This is a genomic window from Spirosoma jeollabukense, assembly GCF_054777855.1.
In genome coordinates this window covers 1-13,388 of the sequence record NZ_BAAHAD010000025.1, presented here as the reverse complement: position 1 = coordinate 13,388, position 13,388 = coordinate 1, and the positions used below count along the sequence as shown (strand labels likewise).

The window sequence follows — 13,388 nt, the reverse complement described above, 5'->3', positions numbered from 1 at the left end:
GGGAGGTGTTGGCGGGTTGGCATGGCAAGAGAAGTGGTCGTATTTTGTATCCCAGACTCTAGCTGTCCCCCTAAGTCACCTAAGATTTACTAGACGGTAGAAAAAGATATAAAAAAATATACTTTTTATGTAAAAGATTAAACTAAAGCAAACTTTTAGCCGTCTCCGATTTCTTTGGCTTTACTTGAATCTTATGTCAAAAGTGTGATTTAAGGTGCTATCTTGACATAAGATTTAATGACTAGTTACCTATCACTATGTTTCCAGAAGGTAAGAAATGTCTCATTTAAATAGAGTAATATTTATTTTTTAATAAATAAGTTAAATAATTAAAAATTTTATTTACTAATTTAATATTCTATATATTTGTCATATACAACTTGTGCAAAACATATGACATTGTTTTCTATATATCCCCTGCCTGGTCTTTATCAATACATATACCCCACCTTTGTAGATACCCCCCAACAAATCTGCATTCATTTTTTGACTCCTGACCAGCAACAGGCATATGTTAGCTACCCGCATCATCGAAATCACAAAGCGGCTCAACTTATTGATATAAGCTGGTTTGACTCTGTAGAGTTGATCAAATTGGATGGGCATCCTCAGTTGATGCACTTTTTGGACGTAATACTGCCTATATGGCTCAACAATAGTGGCCCTAAGTTAGTCACGGAGGATTTACTTATTGACTGTATAGATGAATATTTCCTTAGACCGCTTCTTTATGCGTAAACAGGTTGTACGTCTCCTGCCATAGCGTCAATTTAAGCCGCTATCACGTTCTTTCACAAGGTACAATCCGTTTATCAAAGCATTACTGGCCAGTCGAGGTGTGAGAGTTACTCTTGCTGGTTTTACTCATACGTTTCATTTTTTTGCCACTGCTTTTCGTGCCATTTTGATTCATGGTACCCGACCCCGCCTTTTTAGTCGAAACCGTAGGACCTGTTGAGCCATTTTGGGCCGGTGTAGCGCCTGATGTTGGTGTGCCCGTGTTGCTGCTGCCAGAAGCGGTAGATTGCGCCTGAATTGTGAAGCTGGTTACGGTGAGCAGTAAAGCACCTAATAGGATTCCCTTTTTCATAGTCCGGAGTTGATTTAAAACTTTACTACCTAACCCAATTGGTTAAGCTATTGATTAACCAGGAGGTAATAACTGATTGAATGGCTTAAGGAGTTGTTCGTCGCCAGCCAGTTGTGGCTATGAATTAGCCAGGGTTGGCACAGGGATAATCTTTACCTCGAATTGCCAGATGTTACAGATTCATTGAGGAAGTGATTAAGCCCGTGGTGTTCTATTTTGAATCATATACGGATGTAAACCAGTACGTTCATTTCAGGATACATTGATAAGAAAAAATTCAATTCAGTCGTCAGACGAGTATAGATAAAATGCAAATGCTTGAGTATTAAAATAGCGCTTATTTATGTGCAGCGAGTGAATTATTGGCAGCCCCATGTTGTTTTTGTTATAGAAAGTTAGGCTATATCATTACCTAGTTTTTCTTGTGACAATGTTGGAGATTTTTGTCGGCGATGTGGTGTATTATACCACGCCTGACCAGAGATTAGCGAAAGATAAGATTAAAGCTATTTGCAGTACGAAAGTTAAGGGTAGAAGTCAGCACATATATACCCTGGCCAACGGGCTGAGTAAACGGGAGGGCGACTTGTTTTTGAGCCTGAAGCGAGCTAAAGCCTATTTTGAGCAATGTAAAATAGAGGTTCATATACCGCAAGGTTTTGAAACCGACTAATCATCTGCCCCACCTGCAAGTGCAACGTGGGGCTTATTCTTTCCTAAGGTTGCTAGTAGGCAGGGGTATTCAGCGTTTCGCACGCTAACACTAAGCACTAGTCCATGACCTGATCACGGGTAATTTAGTAGCCTGGTAATCTATTTATCAGACTAAAGCTACGTTGTAAGCACGTGCTAAAAAAAACGCGATCCGTGACTAATTTGTCTATACTGCTCAATGTTTGACAAAAAATTAACTTAACTAAATCCAATGTTCCAATGTCAACGTATATCGGGCGCAGGCTGAGTATAAATACTTGGCTTTTTACTGGTAATTAGTATAAACAAAATCAGGCCGCTCCGAATCCGTAGCGACCTGACCACTGTAGGGTATGAGTGAATTATTGCGAAACACACCCACACAATTAATTAATACGGAAAAGTGAGCTCCCTAGTTTTATTTTAGGGTTGATTCCAAAAGATAAAAATTAAACCTACTAATTACGTAGACTTCGTGTTTTCCCTTTGAATAATTAGGTAGCTAGAAGTTTAGTAAATGTACTTATAAAAACATGAATAGAACTGTACCTGGAACTGACATTCAAATTGGCAAATGGTATCACGCCACACAAATTCCTCCGCGGCTAACTGATGGCCAGGGAATGCAAAAGTATAGTTTATTACTGGGCGTAAAAGATTTAGGCATGATTCCTGGAATTTACTCGGAGAGCCGCCAATCGTATGAATGGGACTGTCAACGATATGCCGGTCCCCCCCGAGCTGGCTGGCTTAGTAGGGCTGAGATCAACACGCGGCTGGAGTGGGTGCTGGAAGCGGCCAGGGGCGTCTCGTGCTGGATGGTCATCCCCGACTTCGACAATAAGATAGCCTCGATCGACGGCTTAACCGGCTTCGGTCTGGAGCAGGATGAAGGCCCCCAGGATCAGAAGACGAACCTTGACACTGAACAGAAGCGACTCGATCGATCTGATGATAATCTTTTTTTGCAATTTCAATTAAATTGAGAATCGTTGGATTATATGGCTTGCGAAGAGAATAGGGAATCCGCGTATCATAGCCTGATAGATTACTACGTATTGAAGGGAGCTTGTTGCTGGCATTTAAGTCGTGTTAGAGAAGGATGGGCCACGCGCTACGCTGACCACTTTATCCCGAAACGCTCTGCCAGCCGGTTGTGACATGGCCAAACATGCGAACCACCCCAATGCCGTTTTTAACTTATGGCCATCACTGGTTGTCGGATGGTCAGGATAGTATGGCCTATGAAAACAAGACGACGTTTATTCTATCCAACATTGCACTCCAGATTTCTCCATTCAACCGGAAGTCCTGGCTACGACTGGAGTACTACGCCCGGACGCTGGTCGTTCAGGGAAATAAATGCTATGTTGTTGCGGGAACAGCAGGTAAAGGTGACGAAAGCGACATTAGTGAGGCTAATTGTATTGTGGGTGGAAAACTAAGTGTTCCCACTGCGCTCTGGAAGGTAATTGTCGTTCTGGCGGTAGCATCAAATGATATAAACGGATCAGTATGCAAATGCAGGTAATTGCGGTTTGGCCGGGTCGACAGTGCCAGGCAAGCATGCAACGAGCGAAGGCGCCAGAGCAATTACCGGGTTCGTGTCGATGAGGTAGAAAAGCAACCCGGGGATAACCGTCTGTCGAACGTTCAGCGAGTGATGGAAATAAAACTAGATGGCGAAAAAAGTAATAAAGCATCGGACTCGAGCGAAATCGGGTAGGCTAGTTACTTTCACGTTAGCCATCGTGGTCTATCATGATTATCTACGATGCTACGGTAGTCAATTTACGTGTAGGGCTCATCACTAGATCGGCTGAGTCGCTTCTGTTCAGTGTCAAGGTTCGTCTTCTGATCCTGGGGGCCTTCCTCTTGCTCCAGACCGAAGCCGGTTAAGCCGTCGATCGAGGCTATCTTATTGTCGAAGTCGGGGATGACCATCCAGCACGAGACGCCCCTGGCCGCTTCCAGCACCCACTCCAGCCGCGTGTTGATCTCAGCCCTACTAAGCCAGCCAGCTCGGGGGGGACCGGCATATCGTTGACAGTCCCATTCATACGATTGGCGGCTCTCCGAATAGTGGCCTGGGATCATACCAAGATCCTTCACCCCTAACAGCAGGCTATATTTTTCTCTTCCTCTTTCGTCAGTTAATTTAGGTGGTATCTGGGTGGCGTGATACCATTTGCCAATTTGAATGTCAGTTCCAGGTACAATAATAACCATATCGTCAAGTTTAATTAGGTGCTACAAACTATTAATTTATTTTTATAAGTAACAATAAGTTTACTGGCCGGATTTTTATTTTACAAGCGGTAGGGACACCGTTTAATTTTTAATCTTCCTTTAATGTCTATTGACTTCTTACATCAATATATCCTTACGTTAATGTAGTCAGGGTGACCTGACTTTGTTTATAGTAGTATACCGACTATAGATGTCCAATGACTAAAATGATCTGATCGAATAACGTAGCAATCAGGTTGTTAGGAATGACCCAGATTGAAATTGGCCGTACCTCAACTGGGTTAAACAATCGTTGTTGATTACCTTACCTTCTGTTAGTTCATTAGCTACCACGGCCAGACTTAAGCAGGCCTTTTCGTTCAGCATGGACAAACCTTACCAGATACTATGTGTTAAGAGATAGGCGATTTTTTTAAGAAAACGCTTATTGTCTATGGAAAACGAACCAATTAAACAGAAAATTGAGGCTGAGACGTTGGCACTTCTGCCCCTAAAGGTTGACAATCAGGAGGTAGTCAACTATAAATTTAGATCCATTCGGGACCACGTTGCCCAGTTGCGAAGCCTGGTGCCTCAGGAAATGGAGAGTTATACTAAAGCCTTAACGCGTATCGATGCCGCCATGAATAGCGAGTATAAACAATTTAACGAATCAATCCATCATGACGAGAAGGAACAGGCCTTAATTCAACTCAAACACGTAGCCGCTGATGTTTGTGAACTACTTCGAACCGTTTAGCCGATACTATCGGCTAAACGAACGTATGCCCAAAACACTAAAGCAAACCAATCCTTACTCAAAATACTACGTCAACGTCATGGATAACGAAACCGTTAAGCAAGATCTCTATCAAGCCATCAGCGAATTTCTTAAGTTGGATCAAACTGCAGACAATGAAACCATAACCACCCTATTCGCTCCCATAAAGGTATTTGCTGATGAACTTCCGGTGTACCCCAATCCGCAAACTCAGGCAGAGGTGGATGCCTATGATCTAGCCCACCAGGCAAGCGATGCAGATTTACTGTACTTTTCGTCAACCGAAGCCCTTGCCGACTCTATCGAGGAGCGGGACGCAACGCTCAGCCGATTGCAGGCCAGAGCGGTGGAAATTGAACGCCTTCTACGAGCCGATTCGTAATGTGTGGTAGTTCGTTTTAATTGATCAACCCAAGCCCTGTTTTTCTACAAGTTTGGTCTTCCGCCAGGAACAGGTGGAAGAGCAGGCTAGTACGTTGACCGTTAGCTGGTATAGGACGGCAGTCGAGGACTTTAAAGTCTTTGCCAACTAAAACGAAGGCTCCAGGACTATCGTGGAAGGGGTGAGCCATCAGGCCAGCTAGTTCGGTGGAACACCAGAGTGAATGCTTGCTGGTAAGCTCAGGAATATAGTAAGAGTTCATCACTATGCGTCCTGTATGTTACCTTTTAATAAATTTAACAACAAAGCTGTGATCCAAAGTCTTTTTCATACGTATATACGTATAGCTATTTCAGATGCGTATAAAGATGAAACCGACTACAAAGAATGTGATTGATCTTTGGTTTGCTGAAGACACCCCTATCCGCCGTAATAAAATAAAAATGAATCCCAGACCCTGGCAAATTTGCCAGCAGGTTAGTCAAGAGTTCAGGGCCCCTTCCGGAAGAACAGATCCCAATCAGTATCGCAAATCGGACAAGGTAGCTTTCGCCAAATTAGTCCTGATCGGTTTAGCCAGGGCCGATGTAAGTTCTGAGCCTGAACGCTACGTACTTGCCTGACAAAACCAAACGGTACCAACTCTGGCTGTACTGCTATGGTATGGGTATTTCTGTTTTTACTATAAGAAGTACAGGAGTGTCCTGGAAGCTTCATGATTTAGTAACCTTGCTGAACCATGCCGAGGTAGTGCCTTTGGTGGTAGTTATACGCTACTGCTCCCCAAGGTTCCTTGTAGGTTAACGTTAATTATGCTGCATTTATAGTTAAATGCATGAATTTAAGTAGGTTAGCTTTGTTGTCCTGACGTCGGGATGACAAAATCGCCTATGGTTTATTATTCTAATCATTCGTAATTCACGTTTGGTTAGAAAGATCTACAGCCAGCACCTGATAGATGCTACTTCTGCGGCAGTCACTTAACCTAAGTCAATAAACTATAAAAGCGATCCTTTTCAAAAAGGGCGGCCTTGGACTGACGAATCAAGTTGGCAAGTTAGCGTTGCTGGTAGGTTTAAACCCCTAAAAAAGACGTCTACTTATAGAAATAAAAGACAGGTGGTTGTCGAGGAGACGCAGTTCCCAATTGCACTGTGACACTGCTCGATAACGCCCCTGATGGGTTATAACTCAGCTCATAAATGGTTTGATCGACCAGGTTTACATTAGTATACCGAACCGTTTGGCTAAGCTCGTTGCTTCCACTAACGGGCAGATAAGGTAGTTCAAACTTTTTCAGAGGATTGAGCTTCCCATCGTGCGTATAGGTGTAGCCAAACCCTATGGGAGTATCATCACCGTTGTAATCTTGGCGGCTGATAATATCGTCACCCTGCCATGTAAATCTGGGGTAAGCTGAATTTGGTCTTCGATCCCGTATCTCTGTTACGTGTCCCTGTGAGTCACACTCAAAATCAGCGATACTATTAAAGTAAGCTTCGCCTTTGGCTAGATTCAGATAGTAACTGTACAGAGTTGTCGGTCGGCCAGCTGCATAGTGCAGTTCGTCTAAGAAGTAGATAAAGTCTTTAGCCATCTCACCTTCATACACTTTAGTGAAGACGCGGTAAATGCGGTTGTCTGCATATTCAAAACAGCGGGTCGTACCACTCCACGTTTTGTTTTGTGGAAACGTGGCAAATCCAGCCGGTTGCCCCTGCTGGTTGTAGAGGTATTGTGTACCAGCTTTGGGGTCGGTCAGGGTACCCACGACTTTATCGAGTTGTCCAACGGGTGTTTGACTCTGGCGAACTATGGCTTCGAAACGAGGTAGCTTCAGGGTGATCGTGGGACTACTGGGGTTGCCATCCGAGACGTTGGTAATAAGCTTAAGCGTAATGAGCGAGTCAACCGGTTCACCGGCTGGCTGAGGATCTGCGGACTGATGGGGTTGACAAGCGTTCAGTAGCAGCAGTGCGCCAATGAACATGCTGAACAGTATGAAGCGTAGTGGATATGCCATATACGTAGTAGGGTCGTGGTTTGAACGATGCAACTCGAAGTTGAGATGTACTGGTCAATTATACAGACACAAAATCCTGTTTTATCTGTTGCATTATCTGCGTGGCGGTCATAAAAGTAATCTTCCCCGCCTAAAGGTCTTTGATGAAGGCCCGCTATTCTACGGCTCATTACCCCCAATGTATAGGCCAAAAGCCCTGGTTTATCAAAGTGGGGCTGCATGAGTGGAGCTCACGTCCCCGGTAGCACCCGAAGCGGGCATACTATTTAGTGGGGTACTTATAGGTTCTAGTGGCCTGTCAGACGTGTAGCAAAAAAAATCCCAGCTACAAACGTAGCCAGGCTTTCCGATTCTATCCACACCCTAGCAAGCCGTAGCTTACGTAGTATATAAATTTACAACTGTGTGAGGAAGCTGGTCCTATCAGTTACCCTTTTTAATCCACTTTTAACCGGCGCATTCAGGCAAACAAGCCTTCGTCTCGTTTTAGGTGGACCATTCCCTTATTTATTACTTGAAATTCAATTAAAACCAATCTGAGTGACGTATAGCCGCGTATGTGATGTTATTGTCATATATACCCTCTGCGTCGTTTTAATGTCTCAGGTAACAAATGCTCAACGAAAAAAAGTAGATAAAATGCCGGTCCTAGTGGTGGAAGATAATGCCGACCACTGGTTACTGATTCGGTCTGTTTTAAAAGAATGTTTTCCCGAAATAACTCCCATATGGGTGGCTGACCCCCGCCAGGCGTTAGTCTATCTGGAGGCTTGCTCCTCTGAAACGCATCAACTGCCCAAACTCATTTTGCAGGACCTCTACTTGCCCCGTCGGGAAGATGGGTGGGCGTTATTAAAAGCGATCAAAGAAAATCCAGCTTACCAGGCCATACCGGTCTGTCTGTTAAGCCAGTCAAAAGATCAGGCCGATATTGAAACCTGCTATCAGTTAGGCGGTAGCTCCTTTATTCGCAAGCCGATTACGTTTCATCAATGGAAGGCAACTTTCTATACATTTCGGGCTTACTGGTGGCAGTTGGTTAGCTTGCCGCCCGATTCGTTTAGCACAACAGCGGGGAATAAATAATTTTGATACGCCTGCTTACAACAAGGCCCATTCCTGGCTTAATGCCTGAGCCATGTGTCGTAACTGTTTATATGACAGGGGTTTAGTTAAGAACTGATTAGCTCCTAGGGCCAGCGAACGCTGACGGTCCTCATCGGCTGATGATGTTGTCAGCATAATGACCGGCAGATCGGAGAACGCCGGGATATTTCTTAACTGGGCCAGTGTTTCAAACCCGTTTTGGCGCGGCATATTAATATCCAATAAAATCAGCAGGGGCAATTCCGGGCAGTTAACCAGTGCGGGTAGTAGCTCCTCTCCATCGTTGAGGGTTCGTATCTGAATTGAGGGATCTCCCTCCAAAAAGGCCGCACAAATCAATCGCTGGTCATCTTCATCATCATCGACTAGCCAAACAGAAGGGGCACTAGGAGAGAAAGCCATTGACGAAGTGAAATTGATAAAACTAAACAAAGTCTACAATGTTAATGGATTCTGGAGGATAATAAAAGAGGTAAGTGCTGTTTAATACCTATTTAACAGGGCTTTGTTTATTTAAAAAAACTTTATCTATTACAGTAAGTTAATTTTAGTAACGAGGTTAGTTGGCCTCATAATTTAATTATAAAGAAAGGGGCACTATTGCCTCTGACTTTTTCTTATTTCTGATATGAATTTTTCGGTTTTAGTAGTCGATGATGACGAAGACGATTTTATCGTATTAGCCGCAAAAATTAAGCAATGTCATCAAAATGTAGCCTTAACGTATGCTGCTAGTGGAGCAGAGGCTTCTCAACAATTGACCGATGGCTTACAAACCGACCTGATTATTATTGATGTCCAGATGCCCCAGATGGATGGGTATGAATTATTAGTCTGGCTTATGGATTCAGAGGGCTGGCAGCATATACCCGTTGTCGTTTGGACGGGTGAAGTATCAAGCCGGGAAGTAAAGCGCTACTATCGGGCGGGGGCTAATTCAATATTGCTAAAACAAGATGCGTTCGAGGCTATAGAAACGTTTTGCCAGTACTGGTTTAAACTGGTTCAGTTAAGCGAACTTAGGGAACCTATTGATTAGTTGTTTTAAAGCAGCAGTCTTTTAGCTTACTTACCTAGTTATGTCAGATATCGATAACTATTTTGGTTGATAGTGTACCGTAAGCCCTGTCATCAAGTTTTGACTAGTTTGATTTTAGTATTAATTCCTGTTTATTTAAAATTATTCGGGTAGCTAATTTCGATCACTCCTTCTTACTTATTTACACCTGAGCCGTCTTATTTACGCCTTAGCCGTGGTTCTAGTTGTTTCGACCGAAGAAACATGAGTCATCCCGAATTTTAGGGAGTCGACATAAAAGACCTCCTTTCTTAGCTTTGAGCATCACTACAACGCCAAAGCCAGAAAGGAGGTCTTTTATGTCGACGACATGCTCACAAAAAAAGATATTTCGCCCCTAAAGTCAACCGCGACTACTGTTATTTAGTGTTACGTTCATCAGGTTATACTTATTTGTATGGAGAAGCCCGACCAAGATGTATCACCGAGCGTATGATAGGCTTACCTGCCTTGCAGGTTTGCCAGGCTGGCGGGATAGCGTTCTCCCTGAAGGCTGATAGTGTCTAAAGCCTGATGGATGGTGGCCAGATCATCCTGGTTTAAGGTAATGGCTGCACCGCCCATATTTTCGGCTAAGCGAGTCAGTTTGGTGGTTCCCGGAATCGCAACAATCTAGGGCTTCTGGTCCAACAGCCAGGCCAAGGCAATCTGCGCGGGGATGGCCTTATGTTCGGCCGCAATCTTTACCACAAGGTCAACAATGAGTTGATTCGCCTGGCGGTTTTCCTGGCTAAAACGAGGCATGACGTTCCGCCAATCGGTCGGGTCAAATTGGGTGGCCGCCGTCATCTTACCCGTTAAAAATTCTTTGCCCAATGGACTAAACGGAACCAAGCCAATGCCCAATTCCTCCAGTAAAGGAAGGATTTCTTTTTCCGGTTCGCGCCAAAACATCGAGTACTCGCTTTGCAGGGCGGTTACGGGTTGTACCGCATGCGCTCGACGTATACTCTGCACGCTGGCCTCACTCATACCGAAGTGTTTTACTTTGCCTTCGGCAATCAACTCGCTTACGGTCCCGGCTACGTCTTCAACCGGTACATTCGGGTCCACCCGGTGTTGATAAAACAAGTCGATATAATCGGTTTGCAGATACCGGAGCGAGTTTTCTGCCGGATGCGTTCCGGGAGACTATTTAACCCATCGGTATTCCGGCCGTTTTTTAAGCCAAACTTGGTCGCAATGACTATGTTATGCCGGACATGGTGTAATGCTTTTCCGACCAACTGTTCATTGGCGCCTTGTCCATACACTTCGGCGGTATCAAAAAACGTAATGCCCGATTCATACGCTTTTTGAATGAGGGCAATGGCATCGTTTTCGTTTGTTGCTGGCCCATACCCATGGCTTAATCTCATACAGCCAAATCCTAGTTCGGATACGGTTAATCCGGAGGTTCCTACTTTTCGTGTTTTCATGTTGAATGTTTTTGGGGCAAAATTGGGGCGTAAGGGCGAGCCGTTTCGTATACAGATTACGGGTTTGCTTACCACTATTACCGATTGGGAAGGCCGGGATAAAAAGGACTGGCTGGAACGGGTAAGTTTGTAGCGATAAATGGATAAGGGATGGAAGAGATTGTCAAAATTGGCAGCATTGCCCAATACAATAGTATGCGGGGCATACCGACCAAACATCCGCTGGTTACGATGATTGACCTCTCGAAGGCACAACCGATGCCTGCCGGGTCATTCAATTTTGGATTGTATGCGGTGGGTCTAAAAGAGGGGAACTATGCCCATTGCGCTATGGACGAAGGCACTATGACTATCAGGAAGGCAGTCTGATAGTCATAGTGCCTGGACAGGTTGTCGGTGTGCAACCGGGCGTTGACCTATTTGCCCCAACCGGTTGGGCCTTACTCTTTCATGCCGACCTGATGGCCGGCACTTCCTTGGGCAAGCACATTCAGGTGTATTCGTTCTTTTCGTACGATGTCCATGAAGCGCTTTACTTGTCGGATAAAGAGAAGCGTATGGTGATTGACTGCTTCGCAAAAATCGAGTATGAACTCGACTAGTACATAGACAAGCACAGCAAAGGACTAATTGCGGCCAACATCGAGTTGCTGCTCAAGTACTGCATCCGTTTTTACGATCGCCAGTTCATTACACGTGACCAGGCTAACAAAGGCATCCTGGAACGGTTTGAATCCTTATTGACCGGCTATTTTTCATCCGATAAACCGCAGACTGAAGGCTTGCCTTCAGTGGCTTACTGCGCCGAAGTCCTGCATTTATCCCCCAACTATTTTGGTGATTTGGTGAAGAAAGAAACTGGTCGATCGGCTCAGGAATACATTCAATCCAAAGTGATCGATGTGGCCAAAGAGCGCATGTTTGACAGCCGTAAATCGATGAGTGAACTTGCCTACGAGTTGGGCTTTAAATACCCGCAGCATTTTACCCGGTTATTTAAACAAAAAGCAGGGGTTACGCCCAATGATTACCGATCCCTAAACTGAAGCGCCAACTAGCAGGGCAGCCAAAGTAGCTCCAGTACTTGTCAGGAAATTACCTGCCTGAGCACTCTATAAACAACTTAATTCACAACTTAGTGATATGTTTGGCAGACGGCCGTTTAGAAAATGTAAAATTGACTCCAGCGCATAGTTGTAGCCTTTTCGGAGGAGCGTTGTGAAAATGTTACAAACAGATAAATACATCTTAGAGAGCTTCTCTTTTTTTAACGACCAGGTTTTCGGCTATCTTTCGGTAATATCTCCACGATCAATGGCCGCACTCTTGTTCAACGCTCAACTCGTCAACCAGGCAGGTGTATCTACTGCCGAGCGAACTCGGATCCTATTTGGTGTTGACTCACCCGAGGAAAAAGAGAAAACGTTTCGGCCTATTTGTAATACGGCTTATCCCCAGTTGCGCATCCAGGAGCCGTTGAGCATTTCACCCGCTAAACTTAACGGATGTTTATCGTGACGCCCACTACTAGTCCGTCAATAAGTTGGTAAACGACTTTACCTGGCTCCCCGCGATCTAGGTACTGTAGAAAAAGCGTCAATAGGTATCCCTAGATAGATTTGGTCAGGAGCATAAGATGATGGATTTTATAAGGCGCATATGGCCACAAAAACGCCCTCATATTGTCGCGATTTACCCTCATCTACGTAGCTCTTCCAGTTTACTTTTGTAAAAACAGTAAACTACTAGCTGACCACATGAGAACGGTATCATTTAGCATGAATATTAGTCTGGACGGCTATTGCGATCACACAATGTTCAATCCCAGTGAAGAGGTGCTGGAGTACTTCACAGCAACGTTAAGCGAAGTAGATTTGCTCTTTTTCGGTCGTGTTATGTATCAGCTGATGTTTCCTTATTGGGCTGATGTGGGCCAAACTCACTCCGGCACAGCAGCTGAAAATCGATTTGATGAGCGGCTGACAGCGATCGATCGAGTGGTTATGTCACGCTCATTAACCAGCGTCGATGATAAAACAGGCATTGTTGGGAGCCACCCGGCCGAAGAACTCCTAAAACTGAAGCCGCAACGGGGCAACAAAATTTCGGTAGATAGTGTAAGCTTACTGCCAGAATTGATCCAAGCCGGTCTGATCGACGAATTTCAGTTAATTGTCCATCCGGTGATGGTGGGGCAGGGGAGACCTTTGCTTAAAGGGGAAGCCTTCAGGAAACGCTTCATTTAAAGCTGGTTGAAACGATGGCGTTCAAATCCGGCAGTGTGGCGCTTCATTACTTGAAACAGTGACAGAAGATTGTCCAGTCGAATTCCTAGTATCAGTTACCTTCTAGACGCGACAAGCGTAACCTTAGTTAAAGGTTCCTTTAATAATGTTAAATCCAGCATATCTACAATTCTCTACTTTGTGGCAATCGGGATTTCACCTGAAGCGCCTATATCGACCCCGCGTAGACGGAGATACTTATACAGGGTGGTTTTAGAGATGTGTAACTCGCGGGCGATTTGTTCAACCGGGTACTTGCTGGCTTTGGAGAGACTTTCACCAAGGCGGGCTTTCTGCTCGCT

General features: G+C 44.7%; 21 protein-coding genes. 13 read left to right on the top strand and 8 right to left on the bottom strand.

The features are described from left to right. Positions 1-820 precede the first annotated feature (820 nt). Positions 821-1,090: a hypothetical protein gene (locus tag ACYVEA_RS33800; protein WP_461117797.1), complete on the bottom strand. Its 270-nt coding sequence runs from the start codon at positions 1,088-1,090 to the stop codon at positions 821-823. Between the two features lie 430 nt (positions 1,091-1,520). On the opposite strand from ACYVEA_RS33800, the gene ACYVEA_RS33795 reads away from it, so the two are divergent. The 3 genes from ACYVEA_RS33795 (at position 1,521) to ACYVEA_RS33785 (ending at position 3,314) form a co-directional block, all read left to right on the top strand. Then, the gene (locus tag ACYVEA_RS33795; protein ID WP_461117796.1) at positions 1,521-1,763 is read left to right on the top strand and encodes a hypothetical protein; all 243 of its coding nucleotides are present in this window, start codon (positions 1,521-1,523) and stop codon (positions 1,761-1,763) included. 553 nt (positions 1,764-2,316) lie between these two features. Next, positions 2,317-2,769 carry a hypothetical protein gene (locus tag ACYVEA_RS33790; protein WP_461117795.1) on the top strand — a complete coding sequence of 151 codons (453 nt, stop codon included), beginning with the start codon at positions 2,317-2,319 and terminating at the stop codon, positions 2,767-2,769. A 185-nt stretch (positions 2,770-2,954) separates the two neighbouring features. Next, a complete protein-coding gene (locus tag ACYVEA_RS33785; RefSeq protein WP_461117794.1) occupies positions 2,955-3,314 on the top strand; it encodes a DNA/RNA non-specific endonuclease in 360 nt (119 codons plus the stop codon). Between the two features lie 260 nt (positions 3,315-3,574). On the opposite strand, the gene ACYVEA_RS33780 is transcribed toward ACYVEA_RS33785, so the two are convergent. Continuing rightward, entirely contained in the window at positions 3,575-4,012 is a 438-nt protein-coding gene (locus tag ACYVEA_RS33780; RefSeq protein WP_461117793.1) for a hypothetical protein, read from the bottom strand. 454 nt (positions 4,013-4,466) lie between these two features. Between ACYVEA_RS33780 and ACYVEA_RS33775 the strand changes: the two genes are divergently transcribed. The 3 genes from ACYVEA_RS33775 (at position 4,467) to ACYVEA_RS33765 (ending at position 5,798) form a co-directional block, all read left to right on the top strand. Then, the gene (locus ACYVEA_RS33775) at positions 4,467-4,772 is read left to right on the top strand and encodes a hypothetical protein (protein ID WP_461117792.1); all 306 of its coding nucleotides are present in this window, start codon (positions 4,467-4,469) and stop codon (positions 4,770-4,772) included. A 25-nt stretch (positions 4,773-4,797) separates the two neighbouring features. Next, positions 4,798-5,175: a hypothetical protein gene (locus tag ACYVEA_RS33770; RefSeq protein WP_461117791.1), complete on the top strand. Its 378-nt coding sequence runs from the start codon at positions 4,798-4,800 to the stop codon at positions 5,173-5,175. Between the two features lie 368 nt (positions 5,176-5,543). Next, positions 5,544-5,798 carry a hypothetical protein gene (locus ACYVEA_RS33765; RefSeq protein WP_461117790.1) on the top strand — a complete coding sequence of 85 codons (255 nt, stop codon included), beginning with the start codon at positions 5,544-5,546 and terminating at the stop codon, positions 5,796-5,798. Between the two features lie 473 nt (positions 5,799-6,271). Here ACYVEA_RS33765 and ACYVEA_RS33760 read toward each other — a convergent pair whose 3' ends face one another. Next, the gene (locus ACYVEA_RS33760) at positions 6,272-7,198 is read right to left on the bottom strand and encodes a hypothetical protein (protein ID WP_461117789.1); all 927 of its coding nucleotides are present in this window, start codon (positions 7,196-7,198) and stop codon (positions 6,272-6,274) included. A gap of 597 nt (positions 7,199-7,795) precedes the next feature. Between ACYVEA_RS33760 and ACYVEA_RS33755 the strand changes: the two genes are divergently transcribed. After that, positions 7,796-8,284, top strand: a complete 489-nt coding sequence (locus ACYVEA_RS33755) for a response regulator (protein WP_461117788.1) — start codon at positions 7,796-7,798, stop codon at positions 8,282-8,284. 15 nt (positions 8,285-8,299) lie between these two features. On the opposite strand, the gene ACYVEA_RS33750 is transcribed toward ACYVEA_RS33755, so the two are convergent. Next, positions 8,300-8,707, bottom strand: coding sequence for a response regulator (locus tag ACYVEA_RS33750; protein WP_461117787.1), 408 nt, complete (start codon positions 8,705-8,707; stop codon positions 8,300-8,302). Between the two features lie 226 nt (positions 8,708-8,933). Between ACYVEA_RS33750 and ACYVEA_RS33745 the strand changes: the two genes are divergently transcribed. Next, positions 8,934-9,344 carry a response regulator gene (locus ACYVEA_RS33745; RefSeq protein WP_461117786.1) on the top strand — a complete coding sequence of 137 codons (411 nt, stop codon included), beginning with the start codon at positions 8,934-8,936 and terminating at the stop codon, positions 9,342-9,344. A 480-nt stretch (positions 9,345-9,824) separates the two neighbouring features. Here the strand turns inward: ACYVEA_RS33745 and ACYVEA_RS33740 are convergent, their stop codons facing one another. The 3 genes from ACYVEA_RS33740 to ACYVEA_RS33730 are packed head-to-tail and all read right to left on the bottom strand — an operon-like array spanning position 9,825 to position 10,801. Then, positions 9,825-9,947 (bottom strand): hypothetical protein, encoded by a 123-nt coding sequence (locus ACYVEA_RS33740; protein ID WP_461117785.1) that lies wholly within the window; start codon positions 9,945-9,947, stop codon positions 9,825-9,827. Between the two features lie 48 nt (positions 9,948-9,995). Beyond that, on the bottom strand, positions 9,996-10,454 hold the full coding sequence (locus ACYVEA_RS33735) for an aldo/keto reductase (protein ID WP_461117784.1): 459 nt from the start codon (positions 10,452-10,454) through the stop codon (positions 9,996-9,998). Beyond that, positions 10,406-10,801 (bottom strand): aldo/keto reductase, encoded by a 396-nt coding sequence (locus tag ACYVEA_RS33730; protein WP_461117783.1) that lies wholly within the window; start codon positions 10,799-10,801, stop codon positions 10,406-10,408. Before ACYVEA_RS33730 ends, ACYVEA_RS33735 begins: the two co-directional genes overlap by 49 nt. A gap of 150 nt (positions 10,802-10,951) precedes the next feature. Between ACYVEA_RS33730 and ACYVEA_RS33725 the strand changes: the two genes are divergently transcribed. The 5 genes from ACYVEA_RS33725 (at position 10,952) to ACYVEA_RS33705 (ending at position 13,047) form a co-directional block, all read left to right on the top strand. Further along, on the top strand, positions 10,952-11,170 hold the full coding sequence (locus ACYVEA_RS33725; RefSeq protein WP_461117782.1) for a hypothetical protein: 219 nt from the start codon (positions 10,952-10,954) through the stop codon (positions 11,168-11,170). An 8-nt stretch (positions 11,171-11,178) separates the two neighbouring features. After that, positions 11,179-11,403: a hypothetical protein gene (locus ACYVEA_RS33720; RefSeq protein ID WP_461117781.1), complete on the top strand. Its 225-nt coding sequence runs from the start codon at positions 11,179-11,181 to the stop codon at positions 11,401-11,403. Positions 11,404-11,448: 45 nt separating this feature from the next. Continuing rightward, positions 11,449-11,847 (top strand): helix-turn-helix domain-containing protein, encoded by a 399-nt coding sequence (locus ACYVEA_RS33715; protein WP_461117780.1) that lies wholly within the window; start codon positions 11,449-11,451, stop codon positions 11,845-11,847. Positions 11,848-12,115: 268 nt separating this feature from the next. After that, positions 12,116-12,319 (top strand): hypothetical protein, encoded by a 204-nt coding sequence (locus tag ACYVEA_RS33710; protein WP_461117779.1) that lies wholly within the window; start codon positions 12,116-12,118, stop codon positions 12,317-12,319. Positions 12,320-12,558: 239 nt separating this feature from the next. Beyond that, positions 12,559-13,047, top strand: a complete 489-nt coding sequence (locus tag ACYVEA_RS33705) for a dihydrofolate reductase family protein (RefSeq protein ID WP_461117778.1) — start codon at positions 12,559-12,561, stop codon at positions 13,045-13,047. Positions 13,048-13,220: 173 nt separating this feature from the next. Here ACYVEA_RS33705 and ACYVEA_RS33700 read toward each other — a convergent pair. After that, positions 13,221-13,388, bottom strand: a 168-nt coding sequence (locus tag ACYVEA_RS33700; RefSeq protein ID WP_461117798.1) for a helix-turn-helix domain-containing protein, incomplete at its 5' end; no start/stop codon positions are given.